Raw genomic sequence first — 24,240 nt, 5'->3', positions numbered from 1 at the left:
GAATAATAATGCAGATTGGTGTACCAAAAGAGGTCCTCGCGAATGAAACGCGAGTTGCTGCCACACCTAAAACGGTTGAGCAGTTATTAAAAATGGGGTTCAGCGTTGTTGTTGAACATGGAGCGGGTGCATTAGCGAGCTTTGATGATGCTGCTTTTGAAGCTGCTGGTGCTGAATTAGCAACAACTGAAGCCGTATGGCAAGCTGATCTTATTTTAAAAGTGAATGCTCCACAGGTGAATCCAGCTACAGGCATTGATGAGTTTGATTTAATAAAAGAGGGTGCGAGCCTAGTTAGCTTTATTTGGCCGGCGCAAAACGCTGAATTATTAGAAAAGCTAGCCACTAAAGACATTAATGTCATGGCGATGGATTCAGTGCCACGTATTTCACGTGCGCAAGCCTTAGATGCATTAAGCTCAATGGCGAATATTGCAGGTTATCGTGCTGTTGTTGAAGCCGCCCATGAATTTGGTCGTTTCTTTACAGGTCAAATTACTGCCGCAGGTAAAGTGCCACCTGCAAAAGTGTTAGTGGCGGGTGCTGGCGTCGCCGGTCTTGCTGCTATCGGTGCTGCAGGAAGTTTAGGTGCGATTGTTCGCTCGTTTGATGTTCGCCCTGAGGTGAAAGAGCAAGTTGAATCAATGGGCGCAGAATTCCTCGAAGTCGATTTTAAAGAAGATACTTCGACGGGTGATGGCTACGCTAAAGAAATGTCTGATGAATTCAACCAAGCGGCTGAGCGTTTATATGCAGAGCAAGCGAAAGATGTTGATATTATCATCACAACAGCACTGATTCCTGGTCGTCCTGCACCTAAATTGATCACTAAAGAAATGGTTGACTCGATGAAGTCGGGCAGTGTGATCGTTGATTTAGCGGCAGCAAATGGGGGCAACTGTGCTTACACTGAAGCCGATAAAGTTATTACGACTGCAAATGGCGTTAAAATTATTGGTTACACCGATATGGTTGGCCGTTTACCGACACAAGCGTCGCAACTATACGGCACTAACTTAGTTAATTTATTAAAACTACTGTGTAAAGAAAAAGACGGCACGATTGATATTAACTTTGATGATGAAGTCTTACGTGGTTTAACCGTTATTAAAGCGGGTGAAGTCACATGGCCTGCGCCACCAATTAAAGTTTCTGCAGTTGCGCAAAAACCGAAAACGGTAGAGAAAGTACAGCCTAAAAAAGCTGAGCCTATGTCACCGATAAAGAAATACGGCATGATGGCAGCAGGTATTGCATTATTTGCATGGGTTGGTCATTACTCGCCACCTGAGTTCCTTGCTCACTTCACTGTATTTGTATTGTCATGTGTGGTTGGTTATTACGTTGTATGGAACGTTAGCCACTCTTTACATACACCACTTATGTCAGTAACAAACGCAATTTCAGGCATCATTATTGTAGGTGCATTACTCCAAATAGGACAAGGCTCCGGAATCGTATCCGTGTTGGCTTTTGTTGCTGTTCTCATTGCTAGTATCAATATTTTTGGTGGCTTTACCGTCACTAAACGTATGCTAGAAATGTTCCGTAAAGATAAATAAGGAGTAATACATGTCTGCAGGAATCGTACAAGCGGCATACATTGTTGCTGCCGTATTGTTTATCATGTCACTTGCTGGACTGTCCAAGCAAGAAACCGCACGAAAAGGTAATTACTTCGGTATTGCGGGTATGGCGATTGCATTAGTAGCCACTATTTTTGGACCAGATTCGCAAGCGACAGTTTGGATCATTCTGGCAATGATTATTGGTGGTGCAATTGGTATTTTCTACGCTAAAAAAGTAGAAATGACCGAAATGCCAGAGCTCGTTGCAATGCTTCATAGCTTTGTTGGTATGGCAGCGGTACTGGTTGGTTTTAATACTTTTTTACACCATCAACCGCTAGAAGGCGCACTGCTTAATATTCACTTAGTGGAAGTATTCCTTGGTGTATTCATTGGTGCAGTTACCTTTACCGGTTCATTGGTCGCTTTTGCTAAGTTACGAGGCTTAGTGTCATCATCTGCACTTCAGTTGCCACATCGCCATAAACTTAACCTTGTAGCATTACTTGTTTCTGCTGCATTGCTAGTGTGGTTTGTGAAAGCTGAAGGCTCAATGGTGGCATTGATCCTAGTCACATTGATTGCATTTGCATTTGGTTACCACTTGGTTGCCTCTATCGGTGGTGCAGATATGCCAGTGGTAGTGTCAATGCTTAACTCATACTCAGGTTGGGCAGCAGCGGCAGCCGGTTTCATGCTTGCAAACGACCTTCTGATTGTAACGGGTGCATTAGTTGGTTCTTCGGGCGCCATCCTTTCTTACATTATGTGTAAAGCGATGAATCGCTCTTTTGTGAGTGTTATTGCCGGAGGATTTGGTTCTGATGGTGCAGCACCTGCGTCAGATGAAGAATATGGTGAACACCGTGAGACAACAGCAGAAGAAGTGGCTGAATTACTAAAAGATGCTAAGTCAGTTATTATCACTCCTGGATACGGTATGGCGGTTGCACAAGCTCAATACCCTGTACATGAGATCACTGATAAACTGCGTGCACAAGGTATAGACGTTCGATTTGGTATTCACCCTGTTGCAGGACGTTTGCCTGGTCACATGAACGTATTACTTGCGGAAGCAAAAGTACCATATGATATCGTATTAGAAATGGATGAAATCAATGACGATTTCCCTAAAACTGATGTGGTATTAGTTATTGGTGCTAACGACACCGTAAACCCTGCGGCAATGGAAGATCCAAATAGTCCAATTGCTGGTATGCCTGTTCTTGAAGTGTGGAATGCAAGTAATGTAATTGTATTTAAACGTTCAATGAATACGGGGTATGCGGGCGTTCAAAACCCATTGTTCTTTAAAGAAAATAGCCAAATGTTATTTGGTGATGCGAAAGCGTCATGTCTATCTATTCTTGAACATTTATAAAAATATCCGTACTATAATTAAAGCCACTCAGGGTTGAGTGGTTTTTTTTTTCAATAAATAAATAGAATGTATTTTAAATTTAAATGTTATAGGTAAAGGCTATTGTTTTAAGTAATTGCTGCTCTGACATTTTTTTGACAAAACACGGTTCTACAATGTTAAGCTACAAGCATGAAAACGTATGTGTTAGTCTTTTCTTTATTTTTTTCTTCTGCATCATTCGCGGAAGCCCAAACATTTCCAGAACGGTTAAATGCGGTTCGTTCTGATCTATTGAAACATAAGCCTTTAGCAACATACGATTTTCGTAAACTTCAGAGCTTATACCCAGGACCCTTATTAATACCTGAAACGTTATTACCGCAAACGAATGAATATCCACTGGATGCATTACGTCAGTTGTACCATAATTCATTAAATTGTAAGGGACCATGGCCGTTATCACCATTGGTTACTCAGCCAGTCGTATTTACTCGTGCTATCTGTTTTAAAACAAAATTACCGTCGAGTTGGTTTGTACGTTCAGGGTACATTCACCCCGGTGGTGGTAGTTATGCTTACCGTTATATTCAAAAACATCCGAATATGGCGATAAAATATAGTAAGTATTTGCATATAAAAGAACGCCCAATTGCAGCGGCAACAACGATTTTAGGCCGATTGCAGCGAATGAATAATGATGAGATCCATGCATTTATTTCTGGTGCGCAATTTTTTATATCAAATGGCGAACTTTGGGTTCGTAATGATAATGAATACCGTGTTTTTGGCCAAGTAACATGGACGAAAATGCTTAATCGCTATCAATTACATTTTAAACGCTTAGATGAAAATGACTTTTGTCTTGCGAAAAATGGTAATATTTGTTGGCGAGAAGATAATAAATCATATGTAACCTACTATTTATTAATAGGTTTACTTGTGATGAATGCTGGTTTGCTATTGAGTTGGGTGATTTATCGATTCCGCATCCGTCGTCGAACGATGGAAGAGCGTATGTTAGTATTACAAATATTAACCCATGAATTACGAACACCTATTGCAAGTTTAGCAATGACAGTTGAAGGTTTTAGACGTCATTTTGACGAATTGCCTGAAGGGTTATATGACGAATTCCGCCGTTTAACTGAAGATTCTCGTCGACTCCGTCAATTGGCAGAAGCGAGTAAAGATTACCTTCAAGCAAATCAACAACAGTTAAGTGTTCAAAACGTAGAGTCATTAAATGAATGGTTAGGTTATATTGCTGAAAAATATGGCGTTATACTAAAATTAGAAGAAGATAGAAGTGTCCTTGTTAATATTTATTGGCTAGGAACCTGTCTTGATAACCTACTATCCAATGCTCATAAATATGGCGTAGTGCCTGTTAGCTTATCGTCATCGTATAAAAATGGGACTTTGAAATTAGTTGTTCAAGATGAAGGGCAACTGAGTACAAAAGATTGGTCTCGTTTAAGAAAACCATTTGTTAGTTCTCAAGGCTTAGGTTTGGGTTTAACAATTGTTGAATCGATGATTCATAGAATGGGGGGGCGAATGAAACTTATTGGTCCACCTACAACGTTTATTTTGGAGATTCCGTGTGAATCAAACTCTGCTGCTGGTTGAAGATGACCGGAACCTTGCTGATGGTTTACTCGATTGCTTAAAGCAAGCTGGATACAATTGCTTATATGCTGATTGTGCCACTAAAGTTGATGCATTATGGCGTGATGCAGATCTTGTTGTACTTGATCGTCAATTACCAGAAGGTGATTCGCTTGATTACTTATCAGGTTGGTTAAAGAAGAAATATGTTCCTGTTATTTTATTAACAGCAATGGTTTCTATCAATGATAAAGTGATCGGGTTAGATTCAGGTGCAAAAGATTATTTAACCAAGCCTTTTGCTGAAGAAGAGCTTTTAGCACGAGTGCGTGTGCATCTACGTGGTGAAGATGGCGATATGGCAGCCATTAATATCATCTCTGTTGGTAATATTCGTATTAACCAAGAAAGTCGTGAAGTATTTCACGGTGATGAGAGTGTGACATTAACGCGTACCGAATTTGAACTATTAGTGTTCCTGGCTAAAAATGCAGGTCGTGTATTTACTCGTGATGAACTATTAGATCAAGTGTGGGGCTACAATCATTACCCAACAACCCGTACTGTTGATACTCATATTCTGCAATTGCGTCAAAAATTGCCTGATATCGAGATTGAAACATTACGTGGTGTTGGGTACCGAATGAAACCATAAGGTTTAGGTACCGCGTTCCATGAGAATAAATAAGCCAAAACGCTGGTTTATGGGATTATTGTTAGTGCACTCGACGTTGTTTTCATCGAGTGCATTTGCTGCATCTGATTGGTTCATTTCAAAAGATCTTTATACGATGGCGCATAAAGAATTACTTGAAGATGATACCGCGGCTGTTTTTCAAACCATCATTCAAGCATGGCAACAATCGCCTAATAGTGTTGAAGCCAATAATCTTGATCAATTACTTAATTTAGCCATTAGTGAAGACTGTGGCCATAGCCTCGAACGTAAAGTTTTACCAACATGGCTTCCTAAGTTATCGATTGAACGCCAAGCAGAACAAAATCTTAATCAGCAACTGCTGAAGATATCTGTTGTTGGTCTTACACGTAGTGATATCACCAATATTAGTCTGACTAAATGGCCCAATAAACCGTTATTACGAGGTGCACCATTTATTGATGATGGTGGCTATTTTTCTGTTGAGTCACAACGGCTAGATGAACCCGTATCTGCGGGGTTATATAAACTCTCAATTACAGCGGTGAATAAACCGGCTTGGGTTGGATGGATTGTTTTAACCACACCAGCAGATAAACAAGAGATCAGTTGGAAAGACAGTAAAACATGGCGTATTGATAATATTAATAAGAATAGTGGTAATTGTCCTGCACCGACATTAAGCACGAAACTGTATGATCTTAACGATACAACATGGCACGCTATCTGGAGTCAAGAATCAGATTCTGATTGGCCGACAACGTTACCGAAATTAAACTTTCCTGAAGGGCGTTATTGGCTCAGTGTTGGCGTTGTAAAAACACGCTGGCAAGGTGAAATTTCAATCCTCGACATTCAACGAATCACTCGCCCTGTTGACTATGTTGGCGATGATGATGAAGATAATGGATAATAAAATGGCTACTACAGTAATGTGGTAGCCATTTTTTTTACTTTAATTTCATATAAATAAAACTAATTCGAGAAAGTATAGAAATAGCACTATAAACATGTATAATTTATGCATGTTTATAGTGAGGTAGTATGATGCAAATTATCGATCGAGCAAAAGAAGAAAAAATCCCCCCTTTATTTAGGCTCGCATTTCGTCCATTTTTTATCGGTGCAGCTGTTTATGCCGTTATTTCAATCGCATTGTGGGGATTGTTATGGGCTGGTAATACGCATATTAGTCAATTTATGTATGGTAACCCGCTATGGTGGCATAGCCATGAAATGCTGTTTGGATTTGCAGGTGCGGTTATTGTTGGCTTCTTACTCACAGCAGTACAGACATGGACAGGGCAGACTGGTGTTAAAGGAACAAAGCTGGCCTGTTTATTTGGATTATGGCTTATTGCGCGTTTAGGGCTTATGTTTGCAACACCAAGCTATTTATGGATGGTTATTGATTGTGCTTGGATTATTGTAGCTACAATTTTTTTAGCAAAACCTATCTTCAAGGTTAAGCAATGGCGTAACGTGTTCTTTGTCCCTGTTCTTATTATGTTTACGTTACTCAACGTCAAATACCATTTAATGGTGCTCAAAGTTATTCCTTATGATTTAAAAGCAATCGCATTAACAACGTTAACTATTATTGCTGCGGTTGTTATTGTCGTTGGTGGTCGAGTGATTCCATTTTTCACTTCACGAGGAACACAAACGGAAACAATTACTCGTATATCAATGTTGGAATATGCAGCCTTAATACCTATTTGGATATTGTTAATATTCACACTTTTCCCGGTTACGGTTCCTTCATCTATATTAGCGGCAACTTATCTTATTGCAGCGGTAACTAATTTAGTTCGCATGTGCCGCTGGCGTAGTTATAAAACAATAACAGTACCATTATTATGGTCGCTACATGGGGCTTACTTATCAATGATCATTGGTTTAGCATGGCTTGGTGGAAGTTATATTAACCATAATATGAATCCAACAATAGGCATTCATATTATTGCTATTGGTGGCATTGGTGCGATGATACTAGCAATGATGGCACGTGTTTCATTAGGCCATACTGGTAGGAAGTTGCAGGTTGGTCGTTGGATGGTTATTGCCTTTATGAGTTTATTTGGTTCATTATTGGCGCGTACATTATTAGTGGTGATTATGCCGATAGCGACTATGGATGCGTATGTTATTTCAGCTGTTTTATGGGTGATTGCCTTTACTATTTTTACGATCGTTTATTATCCAGTATTAACCAAAACACGTGTTGATGGTCATCCAGGTTAATTTGTATTCAGTGAGGATAAACAGTGACATTGTTTCACTTTACTCCTAGAATACCTACCCGTTTACGAAGTTAAGAAGAATGATATGTATAATCACACGCCGACATTAACACACTCAGAGCAGCAAGTAGCCGCAGAGCGTATTCATGATCTTATGGCTACAGGTATCAGTAGCGGCGAAGCTATCATGATTGTTGCTAATGAGATTCGTGAAGCGGATATGAAGCGTCGTCAGGCTGCGGGCGAACTTCCTGCAGATGAAGAAGAATAACCCTGAGTTATCATTCGTAACTATCTAAAAAACAAAAAGAGTCGAAAGGCTCTTTTTTTATTTTTGAATTATTTTATTCCAAATAAATGACTAGTAACAAGGAATGTATTACTTCTACAATGAGTCAATATAATAAGAAAGTACCGAGGATAAAGTGATGGATAGTCGTTATTTAGCTGCACAAGAATTTGCAAAAAAACGCCATGGTGACCAAAAATATGGCGAACTCCCATACGCCGTTCATCTTAATACCGTAGCAGAACTTGCACAGCCATTTGGCGTTGATGCAATGATTGCAGCTCAATTACACGATGTAATCGAAGATACGGATACTAATTTTAATGAATTGGTTGATCGTTTTGGTTTTACTATTGCTGATGCAGTTAATTCTGTTACTGATGTGAAATTAGAAGATCGCGCGAAAAGAAAATTAGAAATTAACCAACGCTTATCCGCTTTAAATATTGAAGATGATGCTGCACGTTTAGCGCTAATAGTGAAAGTTTGTGATCGTTTGTCTAATGTGCGCTCAAGTAGAAAAAGTTCACCACGCCATTATAAAATGTATCAACACGAGCATTCTGCGTTTAAAGAAGCGGTATACCGCCCTAATCTTTGTGATGATTTATGGAGAGAGCTGGATGCACTCATTATCGATCAACCTCAACTTGAGCCATGTAAGTAAATTATTCGCTATTCAGCAATATAGAGGCCTAACATCTTGTTAGGCCTTTTGTTTTTGTCTCAACGAACTATCGCAGTGAGTACTGAATCAATCAATATCATAAATTGTCGGAATAGGCTGACGTTTGTGCTGCGTTGCACGATAAATGCTTATTAGGCGCTCACGAGCAAAATCATCAACAGGTTTACCTTCAAGGAAGTCATCAATTTGGTCATAAGTCACCAATAGCGCTTCTTCATCTGCTTTCTGTGGTGCTAGTTCTTCTAAATCAGCCGTTGGTACTTTTACTACAAGATGGGTTGGTGCACCTAACGTCGCGGCAATAGCACGAATCTGACGTTTATTTAAACCAAAAAGAGGGGCTAAATCACAAGCACCATCACCAAATTTAGTGTAGAAGCCTGTAATGTTTTCTGCTGAATGATCGGTACCAATCACAAGCCCACCAACTAAGCCTGCAATTTCATATTGAGCAATCATACGTGCACGCGCTTTAACATTGCCTTTTACAAAGTCAACTTTAGCCGCATCTGTTGGAATTAAAGTTGTGCCTTCTAATCCTAATAATGCGTTGGCATGCAGTGCATCAACACCTGCTTTGATATTTACGCTAACAGATTGACTAGGTTGAATAAATTTTAAAGCTTGTTGTGCTTCATCTTCATCTTGTTGCTCACCGTAAGGTAAACGAACCGCGATAAATTGATAATCATTACTCGATATTGTTGTATTTAAATCATTGATAGCAAGTTGTGCTAGACGGCCACAAGTTGTTGAATCAACACCTCCGCTAATACCGAGTACTAGAGATTTACAACCAGACTGTTTGAGTTTTTTCTGGATGAAAGCAACACGGCGTTGAATTTCAAACTCAACATCGATAGTAGGAAGTACGCGCATTTGTTCACGGATAAGTTGTTCCATGGGTAATGAATCCTTAAGGCTTTTGCCCAAATATTAATCACTTAAAACGGCATAATGGAAAAATGAGAACTCAGCCATTACACCTTTACCAAAATCATGCGATAACTCTAACTAAGGATCAATGCTCAAGCGTAAAATTATTTAAAATAATCCCGTTTTAGCGTTAAAACAGTACGATACTAAGGAACATTTCGCTATAGCGATAGTATTTGGCTGGTTTTGCAATATAAGAGGTTAGTTGATTGAAATATGAAACAGACACTAGCAGTTTTTGGAAGCGCATTTAATCCTCCGAGTATAGGTCACCGCTCGGTGCTAGAGCGACTAGGGCAGTTTGATAAGGTGTTATTACTTCCTAGTTATCAGCATGCTTGGGGAAAAGTAATGCTCGACTATAAGGCTCGATGTGATCTTGTGGGTGCATTCATCAGTGATATTGGACAAAGTAATCTAGAATTATCTACATTAGAGCAACAAATAGCGGTTGATGATAATGCAGTCACAACGTTTGCCGTACTTGAAGCTTTACAATTAAAGTACCCCGAGGCAAATATTACTTTTGTGATTGGCCCAGATAATTTTATGAGTTTTCATCGCTTTTATAAAGCAGAGCAAATTCTTAAACGCTGGCAAGTAATGGCATGTCCTGAAACGGTTCCGGTACGTAGTACCGTTATACGAGAGGCATTGGCACATAATCATGATATTACTCAGTACACGACGCCTACGGTGAAAATGATGCTGATGAATGATGAGCGGTTTAAATTTACTGATTAATGGATGGATAATTAATATTGCATATGAATAAAATTAAAGCATTGATACTTATTATTATGAGTAACTTAATTTATTCATCATCTGCATATGCTTTTCCATGTGACTTGACGCCAAATAACACCATAAAAATAGAAGATCAATTGTTTCAGTTTGATCATTCCGTATGTCGATTATCGAATAATGCAGATAGTATCCCTTTCTTGCAGGTTAAAGATGATCCTTATTCTAGATCACAACGGTTTAATGATTGGAAACAAGATCAGGTTGATAACACCAGTGAGTTTTGGAATCACTGGAGTGACGACTTTGCTGATCATCCTGTTTTTACTGAATATAATGATTCAATGTATTATGGCTTGGGATTTTGGTTACCAAGACAATATGACAACGAAAACGTTGAAGATATTGTTGATGCCGAACAGTGGGTACTTAACCATGGCGTTCAAATGAGCTTAGGTTTTGGTGATCCCAATGATGATAGTACACGTGTACGATTGGATTATCGCTGGCATACCAAGAGTAGTGTAGATGATGGCATCTCAGTACAGGTTCATGTGCCGCTTAATTAGACGCATGTTTACTTACGTTATAACCATTGATTAGCGTCATTCGACGTGATGAATAATGCCCATTACGATAATGGGCATTATTTTGTAGAGTCAGTTTTATTTTTGAAAGGGTTTACCTAAAATAGCCATTGCAAGAGCGTCCAGCAGGACTTCGGATGTATTTAACTGGGCTGCTATTTGCGGTAATTTTCTTCCTGAACGGATTAGCTTCACTGTCTCACGCATAGTGATACAAGCTTCAAATTCTTTTAAGGTCATCCCTAATACCGGCTCTATTGCTTGAACAGCCGATTTTTCAGTGACTTTATTGCCATTAAATAATAATGCCAATGCACTATGGTACTGTTTATTGATAGCTGGTGATAACGATTGTGTTGACGCTGATAGGGTGGATACTTGATCCGCTATCACTTTAAGTAAGCGTCCTTCTACACCATCCCAGTCGTGATTTTCTGCTGGCTGTTTTTCCAGTTCAATTAGCAGAGCATCAAGTAGTGGTGTAACCACAAAGAAGCCCGTTTCACGGCAGAGAGGCTGTCGCAGGCGAATTGAAAAAGCAACGTTGAAAAAATGCGTGCCAGGTAAAATAGTTACCGCATGTAAACAATCAAAGGGAACCCAAAAGCCATGTCCTTTGGATACGAGGTGTTCATGTTTACCCAACCGTATTAATATGCTGCCGCTAGTAACAACAATAAAATAGGCGTTGTTACTTTTACGACGAGAACCGACGAAAAGAAAAGGGTGTTCGTTTTTAGAAAACTCAATGGCTTGTTTCATAATGTCTCTCTAGCTCGATATCTTGCACATATTCGGCTGTTTTTATTACCTCGTCAACAACACATAGGCGACAATAGTTAAAATCAGTGTATGATTAGTCACTTTTGCATTAAATTGTAGTTTTAATAATTAATAGTGGTTGAATTTTCAACGACATCATGTGGTTAGACCTCCAACCATTTCCCTTATTGACGTAGGTTATTTGGTAAAACAACATTTATCAGTAGAATAGCCAAGTTTTTTCAAGATGAAGCATTATTGTGTGTATAGATAACGATATTTATAAAGAAATCCGCCCTTACAACGATAACGAAGTTAAAGGGGCTATCAAACGCCTTATTGATGATAGAGATTTTATCAATGCTATTTTAAAATACCGCTTTCCTCATGCATCCGGTATGTTTGGCTGGCTACTTATTCCGTTAATTAAACGTTTTCTTGTTAAAAAGTGGTCAAACGTTGCAAGTGTTAAAGATGTGCAAGACTATGTTGCTAAGTATATGCGTGCAACCATTGCTCATTCTTGTGACGGTGTAACGACAACAGGATTAAATAAATTAGATCCAAATAAAGCTTATTTATTTGTTTCTAACCACCGTGATATTGCGATGGATCCTGCGATGGTGAACTGGTGTTTATTCAATGAGAACTTCAATACTGTTCGCATTGCAATTGGCGATAACCTGCTTAAAAAGCCATGTGCGACTGAATTGATGCGTTTGAACAAGAGTTTTATTGTGAAACGTTCATCAAAGGGGCCGCGTGAATTAATGAAGTCATTAGGCCTACTTTCTAGTTATATTTCACATTCCTTAATGACGGGTAATAATATTTGGATTGCACAAAAGGAAGGTCGAGCAAAAGACGGCAATGATAAAACTGATCCAGCCATTCTAAAAATGTTTTTTATGGAAGGACGTAAGCAAAAATTACCTTTTGCTGAGTTTATGAGTGGTTTAAATATCGTTCCTGTCTCTATTTCATATGAAAATGATCCCTGTGATTTAGCTAAAGCCCAAGAGCTTTACCAAAAAGAAACCACTGGTACTTATGAAAAATCTGAATTTGAAGATATTGAAAGTATCGTACAAGGCATTGTTGGTCAGAAACGCCGTATTCATATCAGCTTTGGTGATGTAATCACTGATGCACCAGAAACACCGGATGAACTTGCAGCTATAATTGATAAGCAAATAACTGAAAATTATCATTTATTTCCATCGAATTATATCGCAGCAGAGATTGAATCTGATCAAGTAACGGCAGAAGAAGAGCAATTATTTGCCCAGAAACTGGCAGATCAACCTCAAGGTGTACAGGCTATATTACGTCGAATGTATGCTTTACCTGCGCAAAAGAAACAAACGGTAGCAGAATAACGTTCCTTTAAATATAAAAACGCGGCCATCACAGTCGCGTTTTTTGTTTCTCGATAACTGTAATAGCATCATCAAAACATAATAAGTTTTATATCACTCGTGGACTCTTGTACGGAGCTTGTGCCATTCGCTCTGCCATAAAATCGATAAAGCAACGTACTTTAGGTGCTAAATACTTTCTACGTGGATAAACAGCATAGATAGGTAAATCGACCGTTGTTTTCCATTCGGGAAGTAACTGAATTAATTTATGGTTATCCAGCTCATCAGTCATTAGATAAGTCGATAAATAGGCTATCCCTAAGCCACTCACCGCGGCGTCTAACACTGCGGGGGCATTATCTATACGGTAATTCCCTCGAACACGAATAGATTGCTGTACGCCATCACGAGAGAAAGCCCAGTTAACATATTTACGTTCACGGCTTTGATAAGTAATACAGTTATGGCGACGCAAATCACTGGGTGTTTCTGGTTGGCCATGTTGAGCAATATAATCGGGTGATGCGACTACAACAAACTCACATGTCGCTAATTTTCTGGCTACCATACCTTCAGGCGGATGCTCATGAATGGCTATCCAGCAATCAAAACCTTCTTCTAATAGATTAGGACGATGATCAAAAAGACTAATTTCTAACTCTAATTCAGGGTTACTTTTTTGAAATTCAGCTAAAGCGGAGGTAATGTGAATATTGCCAAAAGATTGGGCTATGCCAATTCGAAGCACGCCTTTAATCTCATTACGGTAGCCTGCGACCATTGCTTCAGCTTCATTAACAGTATCAACCAACTGCTGACCATAATCCGCATATTGTAAACCGATTTCAGTTAACGCAACCGTGCGCGTACTGCGTTGAACTAACTGACACCCTAAGCGTTCTTCTAAAAAGCGCACTTGTTTACTGACTTGAGATTTAGAGATGCCTAATCTATCTGCTGCTCGAGTGAAATTTTGTTCATGGCCGATAGCTGCCAAGATGACCATTTGTTGAAGATTTTCTAACATAAGCATCGACTCTTGAAGAGAAAAGCAAAGTAGGAGAACTGTATATGACTTTGCTTGTTATTACATAAGAAGAATATGATTTCTATCATAGAGGATTATGTGCATTATGAAAATGATATGACGCAATAAAGAAATTAAACATCGATTATATTAATGATATGTATCTGTACAAACGATTTTAGTAATAGAAGAACAATCGTTACAATCATGACTTCACTATAGGAGATGTGATTAATGGTAACGGTTTTTTGGCAGTTTTTAGTGTTAGGGCTATGTAGTTTCGGTGGCCCCGCAGCGCATATAGGCTATTTTCAGCAAGCGTTTGTCGTTAAGAAAAAATGGCTTACTGATGAAGATTTCACACAAGCTATTGCGTTATGTCAGTTTTTACCCGGCCCAGCGAGTAGCCAGCTTGGAATGTATATTGGATATAAAAAAGCAGGTTATATAGGATCGATTGCTGCTTTTATTGGTTTTACTTTACCATCGTTTGCATTATTAACTTTCCTTGCTGTTGCAAATAATAAATTTGGTAGCTCTGTTATTGTTGAGCATATTATTACCGCTGCAAAATTATTAGCAGTTGTGGTTGTTACTGATGCTTTATGGGGAATGATAAAAAAGAATTTAACTTCTATCCCAACTATTACAACAGCATTATTAACCATGACGTGGTTAATGTTCAGTGATGGTTTACTCGGTCAAATATTCCCTATTATTATTGCTAGTATAGTGGGTTATTTATGGTCATTTAAAACACAGCCAGTAGTTAATAAGCATTTAATTAAGCCCATTCGACCACATATTGGATTAGTTATAACTTTTTTAGGGTTATTAGCATTATTACCTTTTATTGCAGCAACAAACGATAGTATTAAATTATTTTCTATTTTCTATCAAGCGGGCAGTTTTGTTTTTGGTGGTGGGCATGTGGTGTTACCATTATTACAACCAATGCTTGATGGTATGGTCACAGATAATACCTTTTTAAGTGCTTATGCTTCAGCACAATTAGTACCTGGACCTATGTTTACGATGGCCAGTTACCTAGGTGCTTCAGCTATGCCAGCAATGCCTCTCTGGGGGAGTGTCATTGCAACTGTTGCGGTTTTTCTACCTGGTAGTTTATTGCTATTTGCTTTTCTTCCTGCTTGGAAAGCATTATTTAGTCATCCTCGTTTAATACAAGCAATTTTATTAATAAATGCCTGTGTGGTGGGTTTATTGGGAAGTGCACTTATTAATCCGGTAGTAACGAGTTCAGTTAAATCAATTACTGACGTTATCGCCGTTGTTATAGGGTATATTTTAATTAAAAAGTACCAATGCCCCGTGTGGCTATTAGCTATTTTATTATTAATATTTGTAATTATAGCTTATTGATAACGGAGCAGAGTGTAATAGCTCTGCTTTTTTTATAACACCTAACGCACTATAACTTTATACTTTGAATAAAATATACCATCATCTACAAACTTAAACTTACGTAAGCTTAAATTCAGATTAGCTTGTTAAAATAACCTGTTATTAATTAAACTGAATGTTTAAAATGGATAAAAACCAAAGAATACGTTTAAACATCACCAACTATGATGTACTACGCGCAGTAAAAGCAGAAATTAAACAAAGTGAAGCTCGTATTACTCGACGAATATACACCGTCGCTATTTTGTCAGTTGCTACAATTATATTTGTTCTTATGCTTATTATTACTAGTCAAACGCCGTCAATGAGGGATTATGCAGCAGAAGCAATGAAGCGTTCTTTTGAAGCAGAAAGGTCAGTAAAAATGATGGATGAGACCTTAAATCAGCATATTTTAAAACAATCAGAAAATAGTCAATAAAAAAGCTCTTATATTAAGAGCTTTTTATATGCACAGTTATTTATTACCAATCTAAAACTAATTTATGGTTTTCAATCACTAATTCAGGTTTGGTTTTTTTCAAAAGAGCTTGTTCTATTTCATTATCATTCAGTTTATACACCGGTTTTGTCGATAAAATTTGGCTTAAGAAAGAAACAATAGGCGTGATAACTGGTTTGGTTAACACATTGTTTAGCCTCTGCGGTGTAACATCTAATGATTCAATATTTAGATCTTTTAAGTAAATAGCACCTTGATCTTGGTTGTAATAGGGGATAGCACTAAAATTCGCTTTAATTGATATATTTTGAGTCGCTTGTCCCATTAACTCTAAATCAGCCGTTGCCGTCGCTGCGACATTGACTTTATTTTTAGCGACTCGTCCAATTCCTACTTTAATATTATCAAACTTGCCCGTTGCATAAGCTAACCCTTGAATACCAACTGAATGGTTAAATTGGGTTTCTTTATTTAAGTAAGATTGCATTTCATTTTCAGTTACACCGTAACTAGCACAACCTGAAAAGAATAAGACAGAACCTGCAACCAATAATGATTTTAAATGCATAACAAACCTTAACTAGAACAATAAAAGAGCGCCTGATGCGCTCTTTTAAATAATAGTAAACAATCTATCATGCTGTGTCAGCAAATAGTATTGAGATATCATAATTATCCCGTTGTAAATAATTACGGAGTTTTTTCAATGAAATAACTTGTAATTGACGAATACGCTCACGGGTTAATCCTACTTCATCAGCCACTTCTTGAAGTGTTTGTGAATCGTAACCCAGCAATCCAAAACGACGACAAATGATTTCCTTATCTCGAGGTGGTAAGGAATCAAGAATAGAGGTAGTTATATGCTTAATATCCATCTCATCTAAATGTGCATCAGGCTGTAATTCTTTATCATTAGCAAGAAAGACAGCTAGCGATTGTGAATTAGCATCATCGTTGATTGTTTGATCGTAAGATATAATCGGAGCATCGTAAGATAATAGGGTGGTAATATCATCAACATCACGGTTTAGCGTTTTCGCGACATCTTCATCTTTTGGCTCTTTATTTTGACTATGCAATAAACTTTTATGCGTCCGTAAAATAGTATTGATTTCTTTTGATACATGAACAGGTAAACGAATTGTTCGACTTTGATTATGGATTGCACGTTCTATCGTTTGTTTAATCCACCATGTCGCATACGTTGAAAATCTAAATCCTTTTTCTGGATCAAATTTATCTACCGCAGTGATAAGGCCAATATTACCTTCATCAATCAGATCACTAAATTGAATAGAGCTACCACGATAACGTTTAGCAATATTCACCACTAAACGTAAATTACTCTCAATCATTACCTTCTTAGCACTGTTATCTCCCGTTAGGGCTTTACGGCTATAAAGAATTTCTTCAATTTTAGAGAGAAGTGGTTTCATCGAGATATCACGAAGATATAATTGAATAACATCATTTTCAAAAGCATGTGTTTTACTATTTACTTCAGCTTCCATATTACATCCCTTTTTAAATATCCATTTCGCATCATAGTTGTAGCAATAGCGTATACTGTCATGTTTATTATCAATAAATAACCTTACAAAAATATGACTATTTAAAATAATAAAACAAACATATATTTGATAAGCGTTAACATTTTCTATTTATAATGCGTTAAGGATATATAAATCAACAAGACGACAATATCGATCTTTTTAAAAAGATAAAACACTCTAATACTTATTCTTGACAAATGATCACAATTTTTTGATGTTGATGACATTTTTAACATTAAAAATGATAAAATTTACAATCTCAAATTAAAATAGCAATCATACCAATAGGTATTAACTATTAATATCGCAAAAACCATAAGTGGAACATAAGCACTCATATTTATTAATTAAATGATATTGATTCTCATTTGCATCTTAAGTAAAGTAGGCTCAAGACAAAGGAGTCACTTATGAATAAAGCATCTATTGCACTTTATATGCAGCCAACCCCATTTAGCTTAAAGTTAAAAAAGAAATTACTTTTATTAGGCCCTGCATTTATTGCTGCTATTGGTTATATTGATCCAGGTAATTTTGCTACAAATATTGAGTCGGGTTCAGCCTTTGGTTATCAACTTTTATGGGTCGTTCTGTGGGCTAATTTAATGGCGATGTTGATTCAATATCTGTCAGCTAAATTAGGGATAGTCACAGGTAAAAATTTAGCCGAACATTTACGAGATCATCTTCCTAAATGGGCAATTGGTCCTTATTGGATTCAAGCCGAAATAATAGCGATGGCAACCGATCTTGCCGAGTTTATTGGTGCTGCTGTTGGTTTTCAATTATTATTTGGTATTAGCTTAATGGAAGGAGCTATTATCACAGCAATCGCAACAATGATGATATTAATGCTTAATAACAAAAGCCAAAAACCGCTCGAAGTCGTTATTGGTGCTTTATTATTATTAGTTGCTGTTATTTATATATTTGAATTATTTATTGCACCGCCAGCATCACATGCTTTAGTTACTGGATTAATTGTTCCAACATTAAATAGTCCTCACCAAATATATTTAGCCGCAGGTATTCTTGGTGCAACAGTAATGCCACATGTTATTTATTTACATTCAGCATTATTTAAAAATACGTACGGCGAAAAAGTTTCAACACGGTTACGCTCAACAAAATATGATGTATTAATTGCAATGGTTATTGCTGGGTTTGTTAATATCGCTATCGTAGCAATGGCCGCCGCAGTATTTCATTATTCTGGTAATAAAGATATTGCTGAGATAGAAACAGCATATAAAACATTAACACCGTTAGTGGGTAAATCAGCATCAGTTTTATTTGGTATTTCGTTAGTAGCATCAGGGCTTTCATCAACAGTCGTCGGCACAATGGCTGGTCAAGTTGTAATGCAAGGCTTTGTTAAATTTAGCATTCCAATGTGGGTGCGTCGTTCAATCACTATGATCCCATCATTTGTCGTTATCGCTCTAGCGGTTAATACTACTGAGATTTTAGTCATGAGCCAGGTGGTGCTTAGCTTTGGTATTGCACTTGCAATCATTCCATTATTATACTTTACTAACAGCAAAGTCATTATGGGTAAATACAAAAATAATAAAGTTGTCTCAACGTTAGGCTTAGTTATTGTCGCTATTGTATTAGCATTAAACTTATATTTAAGTTATACATTACTCGCTTAAAACTACAATCATAAGTCCTTTGTTAGCTCCCGTTAATATTATTAGCGGGAGTTTCGTTTATGACAATTCTTTTTCTTATATAATTCATTAAGTGCTTTATATTCTCGTTTTAAATCTTCATATTCTCTTTTTGATGCTGTCGATAACATCATTGGTAACCTTTTTTTAAAGCTATCTATTCGAGTCTCTAACCCTGTACAAGGTAATAGAGCATATTGTTGAGTATACTGTTGAAGTGTTAGAGCCGAGCTTGATGCCGTGAAAATAATGAACAACATCAATAATAATGTGCGTATAAATATCAACATAATTAATCCAATTTGTTATTTTTTACACGATAACATTTCTTTTAATATATAGCAGAATATGATGCTGTTATTATACTTAGGATCAATTTTTCACAATAAATATTGAAACAAAATTTCTATAGTGTGAGGTATTAACGACCTGGAGTTACACCTTGTAATTCATCATCAGTTCGACGGTCATAACGCTGGGTTGTTGTAATACTACTGTGTCCCATAAACTTACTAACTAATAATAAATCATACCCTGAGCGTAATAAATTCGTTGCGACTGAGTGACGAAAATCATGGGGGGATATTTGACGAGAAAACCCCAATAGATGAATATGTTTACAAAGATCATTTAAAGTTTGAGTTGTTAAACGTTGTGACGTTAATTGCTGGTACCGATTAACACCACAAAAGAAAGTAGATATTTGTTGTGAATGTTGAGAACGGATATTAAGCCATTTTTCAATAGCGGCATAAAGATCACTACTTTTTGAAAAAGGGACATAGCGTTCTTTATTACCTTTACCCATAACACGTATTTTGCATAAATAAAGGTCAATATCATTGATATCAAGCCCAATGACTTCTGCACGACGTAAACCTGATTCATACATTAACCAAAAAATGGCATTGTCTCTTAATGCTTTTATTTTATTCGATTGTGTTAAAGTTAGTGCCGATATTTGGTCAACATCTGAATAACTTAAATAACGTCCACTTGATTGCCGTGAGCCTCGCGGCAGCTTTATAGCCTTAATTCGTTGTAAGGTTTCAATCGAAATCGATTCCGATAACCAAGCATGGTAAGCAACACCACGTAACATTCTTAATAAATTATCAGCCGTAGCCGGTGCATAATCTTGTTTTCGGTCGCTACTTTTCATCGTTAAGCGTGAAGATAAAAAAGATTGCATGGAGGTTTGTAGAACTGGAGCATAAAGAATACTGTACCAATCCATTCTTTCTATACATGACCTTATACAAAAACAACTGAATGCTTCCAACATAATTTTCGCTTGAGACGTAAATTCAATCGCTAATGTTTTTTCAGTAATAAGAGCAGGAAGCCAACCTTGTTCTAAATTAATAGAAGGGTGGTTTTTAATTGAAAAATTACTGATAGCATATTGCCAGGTTTTGTATTGGGCTGTTGAAATCTGTTGCTGTTGATAAAAATAATCACCCACAGTGAAAAGTGCTTTTTTTAAGGGATTAATGTGTAAGTTTTTTAGTGATCGCTGTGGATCATAAAATAGCCCCTTCATCTGAGCTTTTATTTGTGCACGATGGATAAGAAAGGCGGCCATTGCTTTTTCAATAAGAGTAGGGCTCGTTAATAGTGTGATCCAATCCATTCGATCGAAGGTTGATCCCAACAGAAATCGACCAAATCTTTCTATTGTGTAACGAGCATTTGCTTGACCACCGGTCGTATCAGTCGCGGCCAATGAATTAATATACGCTAATGCTGGATTTGTTAAAAACTGATCCCGTTGACGGATCTGCTGACTGACTGCGGTTTGTTGTCGTAGTGTTCCCGGCCTAAGATTAAAGTCGTTATGTACTAGCGCGTTTGAAGGGTCGATCGTCATTGATTATAGTCTTTATTCTTGATCGGCTATAAGAGATATTATATAAGACTGATAAATTAAAACCATATAAATCTGTTACTTAGCGAAAAATAGCAAGATCATCAAAATCAATAAACACAGTTATTATTGATTAAAAAATAACCACAAAAAAGAGGCTGAATTTTTATTTCAACGGGTGATGTGTGGAAATGTTAAACTATTTTAAAGTGTTACGTTGTAACTTATAGGGTGTTTGTAGGGAATAATAGAAGAGTAAAGATCATAGATCAGATACGGTGTCATATTAAAAAGTAATACTAAACCGTATCTAAGGGGGATTATTTAATATCATGATAACGAAATTTATATGATATGAGTGTTGCATAACAAGACAGATAACTAGTGATTATTATTTAAAATATCATCGATAAATGTTCTTTTAGAGAGCGAACAGCACACTGCTGCAAGACGCATCGCAGCATCAATACTTTGCTCTGTTTCATTACGTTCTAGCAAACTATTCACGTGAGAAGCAAGACACATATGGCCACCATTCATTAGCGAAACAACGACACACGCATAATGATAAGCAGTTTCATTTTTTATATTCAATGCGTGTAATGGTTGAAAATGAAGGCTATTTAAAGACCCACCTTGTTTGATATCAACAAATTGTCTCGCAATAAAATAAGGGTTAGTAACACCCATTCGTGAAATAGCATATTCAATATCTTGTAACGTATCCACATCTGGACGTTTGATCTGTTTACTAATATTTTCAACAACATACTTACTTTGAGAATTTAAAGCAGCCGCCCAAGTTGCATACACTAAATTATCGTTTGTTAGATCTGTTTGCTTTGTTAACAGCGATGACAGAAGGGCTATTTGATCATCAATTACTGACATAAATAAATACTCATACTATGAATGTAAATAAATTAAAGAAACGTTGGTTGAATAAACCCAGCTAATGATTTGATGTTATTAAGCCAATTTTGAATATTTTTATAGTTATCTAAACTAAAAGAAGCTTCATCAATAAAGAGCAGTGTTGAAGCAACAGCAATATCTGCAATGGTTGGCGTATCGTTAACTAAAAATACGTTACCTTCTAATTGAGTGTTTAAGATCTGTAAAGCGCCATGCGTTATCATTTCACATTGTGGCAATAATTCTTCAGGTAACATTTTAAAAGCAGTAATTAATCGTGCTTTTTCAATTCCTTCATATAATTCATTACTGACTAAAGATAATAGCGAATCAATCTTAGCTGCGGTTGCAATATCGGATTCTGGATACCAATGCTCAGTTTGAGATTTTCTCGCTAAGTAACGCAAAATAGCCATTGAGTCAGTGACGATCAAGTGATCATCTGTCATGACCGGAACTTTACCTAGAGGGTTAATCGCTAAGAATTCAGGTGATTTTTGTTCGTTCTTACTCAAGTCAATAATTTGATCTTCAATATTAAAACCAAGTAGTGATGCAGCCAATCGCGTACGGTAGCTAGGTAAGGAATATGGAAAGCTATATATTTTCATTTTAATCTCTTTTTACACAAGTCTGTGTAAATTATTATAAGCTACTTTTTTTGAAATACAATTATTTTTACACAGACCTGTGTATAATCAAAAATAACGAATAAATAAGGCAATATAGCAAATGACCAAACGGCAGAAATTAATTACGGGTTTTCTAGAACTAGCACAAAAAGAGGGTATCACTCTGACGGGGGTTGATACGATTGCTGAACACACTAAAATATCTAAGAAAACAATTTATAATAACTTTGGCAATAAAGAGGGGCTGGTAATCGAGGCATTAACTTCGTTTAGCCATAATATTCAACAAAATTGGGCTGAAGAATGGAATGTTATTGAGGATAAGAAAGAATTAGTTTTGGCTCGGTTTAGTGAATTAGAAATGTTAATAACTAACCAACAATTCTATGGTTGTATCTTTATGGTTGCTTGTCGAGAATTTTCAGATGCACAGCATCCATTGCATCAGTTAGCAGTGAAGCATAAGCAGGCTTCTTACATTGAAACGCAAAAAAGATTGACTGCATTGGGCATTGAAAATTCTCAGTTAGCTTTTCATATTGAATTACTTTATGAAGGACTCATTGTTAAATTAATCGCACATAAAGACGTAACATTAATTTCAGATACAAAAGAAATTATACGTAATCTTATGAAATAAAACGAAGTACAATCAGCATTGTACTTAGACACCATAAAAGAATAACCACTCGAGATAATCAGAATATTGAGCGGTATTCTATCTGAGTGTAAATGCGTTGCTATTATTTTCTAAGGTACTCAGTACGATAGCCACAAATGCATAAAATGATACTTTTGCCTTCGAGATATTCTGATTGTCCACATTTTGGACAGACGAAATTTTTTATTAAAATATACATAAACACACCATATTATTTAACATATGTTCAATATATAGGATTAAATGATTGAGTCAGAATAGTTTTAATAACATGCGATAAAAACCACAAAATAAAAATAAGTGATGCATTTTTTTTCTAAATTATTGCTAATGCTTCCCAAAGCTAGTATTAATCAACACATTGTTTTATCTAAAAAAACTCTCACTTTAAAGAAAAAGAATGAGAGTTTTTTATACAACAATTTTGCTAATAATTACTTATCAACTTCAAAACCGAAGGTTTTATTCTGGATATATACCATGTCACAATCCGTCGTATATACCACACTATGGATACGGTTTGCTTTGATATAACCTGTTTGGCCTGCTTTTAAGATCATAGGTTCGCCATCATTTACTAATTCACCATCAACACGAAGATGGAATTGAATAGCGATTTCACCTGTTACAATAATAGACATATCATCATGTGGGTGATGATGCGCATCTTCTACAGTACCAGCTTCCCAACGTTCAAGTAATGCTGTTACACAATTGGTATTGCTTTCATCTGTGTCTCGAAAACTAAAGCCTGGAAATTCAGGATCAGCTGTAAAATCAGACCAGATGTCTTTTGAAATAAATGTATTCATAATAACGGTTACCAATTAATAACAATATACTTATTATAAACACTTATTAGTAACGTCATCAGTCTCAATTTAGCAAGCTCAATGTGCAATTATAACGGATCACATATCGTAATTTGGTTGTTCGAGCCAATCATCAGCTTCGTCGAACATCACTTCAAGTTCTAATTCGACTTGTTGTTTATCTTCTTTTAAACCACCCAATACGCTTATTTCATTACTTCCACCTAAACGTACACGCACTAATGCATCTGGCCATGAGACTGCCATACGTCGAGTAAACTCTGACTCAACCTGACTAAAAGTAGCTTCAGGTACGTTATTTTTGTTAAGCATTAATTCAATACGCATATAAGTCCGTCTATTATACTGGATAAAATAACACTGATTATAAATACAGTATCAATATCAGAACAATTCAATTTA

At 36.7% G+C, this 24,240-nt stretch carries 25 protein-coding genes; 15 read left to right on the top strand and 10 right to left on the bottom strand.

The annotated features are described in order from the left end of the window. Positions 1-8: 8 nt before the first annotated feature. The 8 genes from ACJZU6_RS19195 (at position 9) to ACJZU6_RS19160 (ending at position 8,396) form a co-directional block, all read left to right on the top strand. A complete protein-coding gene (locus ACJZU6_RS19195) occupies positions 9-1,562 on the top strand; it encodes a Re/Si-specific NAD(P)(+) transhydrogenase subunit alpha (protein ID WP_080155972.1) in 1,554 nt (517 codons plus the stop codon). 10 nt (positions 1,563-1,572) lie between these two features. After that, complete coding sequence (gene pntB, locus ACJZU6_RS19190) at positions 1,573-2,949, top strand: Re/Si-specific NAD(P)(+) transhydrogenase subunit beta (protein WP_408901116.1); 1,377 nt, start codon at positions 1,573-1,575, stop codon at positions 2,947-2,949. 171 nt (positions 2,950-3,120) lie between these two features. Beyond that, positions 3,121-4,560, top strand: a complete 1,440-nt coding sequence (gene vxrA, locus ACJZU6_RS19185) for a sensor histidine kinase VxrA (protein ID WP_408901115.1) — start codon at positions 3,121-3,123, stop codon at positions 4,558-4,560. After that, positions 4,535-5,194, top strand: coding sequence for a response regulator transcription factor (locus tag ACJZU6_RS19180; RefSeq protein WP_080155969.1), 660 nt, complete (start codon positions 4,535-4,537; stop codon positions 5,192-5,194). Before vxrA ends, ACJZU6_RS19180 begins: the two co-directional genes overlap by 26 nt. A 19-nt stretch (positions 5,195-5,213) precedes the next feature. Next, the gene (locus tag ACJZU6_RS19175; RefSeq protein ID WP_235865766.1) at positions 5,214-6,110 is read left to right on the top strand and encodes a DUF2861 family protein; all 897 of its coding nucleotides are present in this window, start codon (positions 5,214-5,216) and stop codon (positions 6,108-6,110) included. Positions 6,111-6,241: 131 nt separating this feature from the next. Then, complete coding sequence (locus ACJZU6_RS19170) at positions 6,242-7,441, top strand: NnrS family protein (RefSeq protein WP_327769275.1); 1,200 nt, start codon at positions 6,242-6,244, stop codon at positions 7,439-7,441. Between the two features lie 84 nt (positions 7,442-7,525). After that, a complete protein-coding gene (locus ACJZU6_RS19165) occupies positions 7,526-7,711 on the top strand; it encodes a YoaH family protein (protein ID WP_080155968.1) in 186 nt (61 codons plus the stop codon). A 157-nt stretch (positions 7,712-7,868) separates the two neighbouring features. Further along, positions 7,869-8,396 (top strand): HD domain-containing protein, encoded by a 528-nt coding sequence (locus tag ACJZU6_RS19160; protein WP_107275551.1) that lies wholly within the window; start codon positions 7,869-7,871, stop codon positions 8,394-8,396. Between the two features lie 87 nt (positions 8,397-8,483). Here the strand turns inward: ACJZU6_RS19160 and nadE are convergent, their stop codons facing one another. Next, complete coding sequence (nadE, locus tag ACJZU6_RS19155; protein ID WP_408901114.1) at positions 8,484-9,320, bottom strand: ammonia-dependent NAD(+) synthetase; 837 nt, start codon at positions 9,318-9,320, stop codon at positions 8,484-8,486. Positions 9,321-9,569: 249 nt separating this feature from the next. Between nadE and ACJZU6_RS19150 the strand changes: the two genes are divergently transcribed. Together ACJZU6_RS19150 and ACJZU6_RS19145 are read left to right on the top strand one after the other, a co-directional pair. Continuing rightward, on the top strand, positions 9,570-10,097 hold the full coding sequence (locus tag ACJZU6_RS19150; protein ID WP_080155965.1) for a nicotinate-nicotinamide nucleotide adenylyltransferase: 528 nt from the start codon (positions 9,570-9,572) through the stop codon (positions 10,095-10,097). Positions 10,098-10,153: 56 nt separating this feature from the next. Then, positions 10,154-10,666 carry a hypothetical protein gene (locus tag ACJZU6_RS19145; protein WP_408901113.1) on the top strand — a complete coding sequence of 171 codons (513 nt, stop codon included), beginning with the start codon at positions 10,154-10,156 and terminating at the stop codon, positions 10,664-10,666. 96 nt (positions 10,667-10,762) lie between these two features. On the opposite strand, the gene ACJZU6_RS19140 is transcribed toward ACJZU6_RS19145, so the two are convergent. Further along, entirely contained in the window at positions 10,763-11,446 is a 684-nt protein-coding gene (locus tag ACJZU6_RS19140; RefSeq protein ID WP_080155963.1) for an AraC family ligand binding domain-containing protein, read from the bottom strand. A gap of 260 nt (positions 11,447-11,706) precedes the next feature. Here ACJZU6_RS19140 and ACJZU6_RS19135 point away from each other — a divergent pair, with 260 nt between their 5' ends. Beyond that, positions 11,707-12,825, top strand: coding sequence for a 1-acyl-sn-glycerol-3-phosphate acyltransferase (locus tag ACJZU6_RS19135; RefSeq protein WP_080155962.1), 1,119 nt, complete (start codon positions 11,707-11,709; stop codon positions 12,823-12,825). Positions 12,826-12,913: 88 nt separating this feature from the next. Here the strand turns inward: ACJZU6_RS19135 and ACJZU6_RS19130 are convergent, their stop codons facing one another. After that, a complete protein-coding gene (locus ACJZU6_RS19130) occupies positions 12,914-13,834 on the bottom strand; it encodes a LysR family transcriptional regulator (RefSeq protein ID WP_080155961.1) in 921 nt (306 codons plus the stop codon). 234 nt (positions 13,835-14,068) lie between these two features. Here ACJZU6_RS19130 and chrA point away from each other — a divergent pair, with 234 nt between their 5' ends. Both chrA and ACJZU6_RS19120 read left to right on the top strand, forming a co-directional pair. Further along, positions 14,069-15,217 carry a chromate efflux transporter gene (gene chrA, locus ACJZU6_RS19125; RefSeq protein ID WP_408901112.1) on the top strand — a complete coding sequence of 383 codons (1,149 nt, stop codon included), beginning with the start codon at positions 14,069-14,071 and terminating at the stop codon, positions 15,215-15,217. 166 nt (positions 15,218-15,383) lie between these two features. After that, positions 15,384-15,680, top strand: a complete 297-nt coding sequence (locus tag ACJZU6_RS19120; RefSeq protein ID WP_080155959.1) for a hypothetical protein — start codon at positions 15,384-15,386, stop codon at positions 15,678-15,680. Positions 15,681-15,723: 43 nt separating this feature from the next. Here the strand turns inward: ACJZU6_RS19120 and ACJZU6_RS19115 are convergent, their stop codons facing one another. Beyond that, on the bottom strand, positions 15,724-16,269 hold the full coding sequence (locus tag ACJZU6_RS19115) for a DUF1439 domain-containing protein (protein ID WP_080155958.1): 546 nt from the start codon (positions 16,267-16,269) through the stop codon (positions 15,724-15,726). 67 nt (positions 16,270-16,336) lie between these two features. Beyond that, the gene (gene rpoS / locus ACJZU6_RS19110; protein ID WP_080155957.1) at positions 16,337-17,215 is read right to left on the bottom strand and encodes an RNA polymerase sigma factor RpoS; all 879 of its coding nucleotides are present in this window, start codon (positions 17,213-17,215) and stop codon (positions 16,337-16,339) included. A 452-nt stretch (positions 17,216-17,667) separates the two neighbouring features. Between rpoS and ACJZU6_RS19105 the strand changes: the two genes are divergently transcribed. Beyond that, positions 17,668-18,912 carry an Nramp family divalent metal transporter gene (locus tag ACJZU6_RS19105; protein WP_408901111.1) on the top strand — a complete coding sequence of 415 codons (1,245 nt, stop codon included), beginning with the start codon at positions 17,668-17,670 and terminating at the stop codon, positions 18,910-18,912. A 439-nt stretch (positions 18,913-19,351) separates the two neighbouring features. Here ACJZU6_RS19105 and ACJZU6_RS19100 read toward each other — a convergent pair whose 3' ends face one another. From ACJZU6_RS19100 to ACJZU6_RS19090, 3 genes are all read right to left on the bottom strand, one after another. Beyond that, a complete protein-coding gene (locus tag ACJZU6_RS19100; protein WP_408901110.1) occupies positions 19,352-20,800 on the bottom strand; it encodes a tyrosine-type recombinase/integrase in 1,449 nt (482 codons plus the stop codon). A gap of 378 nt (positions 20,801-21,178) precedes the next feature. Then, positions 21,179-21,688, bottom strand: a complete 510-nt coding sequence (locus tag ACJZU6_RS19095; protein WP_080155955.1) for a carboxymuconolactone decarboxylase family protein — start codon at positions 21,686-21,688, stop codon at positions 21,179-21,181. Positions 21,689-21,720: 32 nt separating this feature from the next. Beyond that, positions 21,721-22,323 (bottom strand): glutathione S-transferase family protein, encoded by a 603-nt coding sequence (locus ACJZU6_RS19090; protein WP_080155954.1) that lies wholly within the window; start codon positions 22,321-22,323, stop codon positions 21,721-21,723. A gap of 121 nt (positions 22,324-22,444) precedes the next feature. Between ACJZU6_RS19090 and ACJZU6_RS19085 the strand changes: the two genes are divergently transcribed. Beyond that, on the top strand, positions 22,445-22,984 hold the full coding sequence (locus tag ACJZU6_RS19085; RefSeq protein ID WP_080155953.1) for a TetR family transcriptional regulator: 540 nt from the start codon (positions 22,445-22,447) through the stop codon (positions 22,982-22,984). Between the two features lie 455 nt (positions 22,985-23,439). Here the strand turns inward: ACJZU6_RS19085 and ACJZU6_RS19080 are convergent, their stop codons facing one another. Both ACJZU6_RS19080 and ACJZU6_RS19075 read right to left on the bottom strand, forming a co-directional pair. Further along, a complete protein-coding gene (locus tag ACJZU6_RS19080; RefSeq protein ID WP_297480567.1) occupies positions 23,440-23,817 on the bottom strand; it encodes a cupin domain-containing protein in 378 nt (125 codons plus the stop codon). A 99-nt stretch (positions 23,818-23,916) separates the two neighbouring features. Further along, positions 23,917-24,165, bottom strand: a complete 249-nt coding sequence (locus ACJZU6_RS19075) for a DinI-like family protein (protein WP_327772116.1) — start codon at positions 24,163-24,165, stop codon at positions 23,917-23,919. Positions 24,166-24,240 lie beyond the last annotated feature (75 nt).

The organism is Photobacterium piscicola (assembly GCF_046058925.1).
GTDB classification, from domain to species: domain Bacteria; phylum Pseudomonadota; class Gammaproteobacteria; order Enterobacterales; family Vibrionaceae; genus Photobacterium; species Photobacterium piscicola.
The sequence above is the reverse complement of the archived record's forward strand: the minus strand, read 5'-3'. Positions and strand labels throughout refer to the sequence as shown.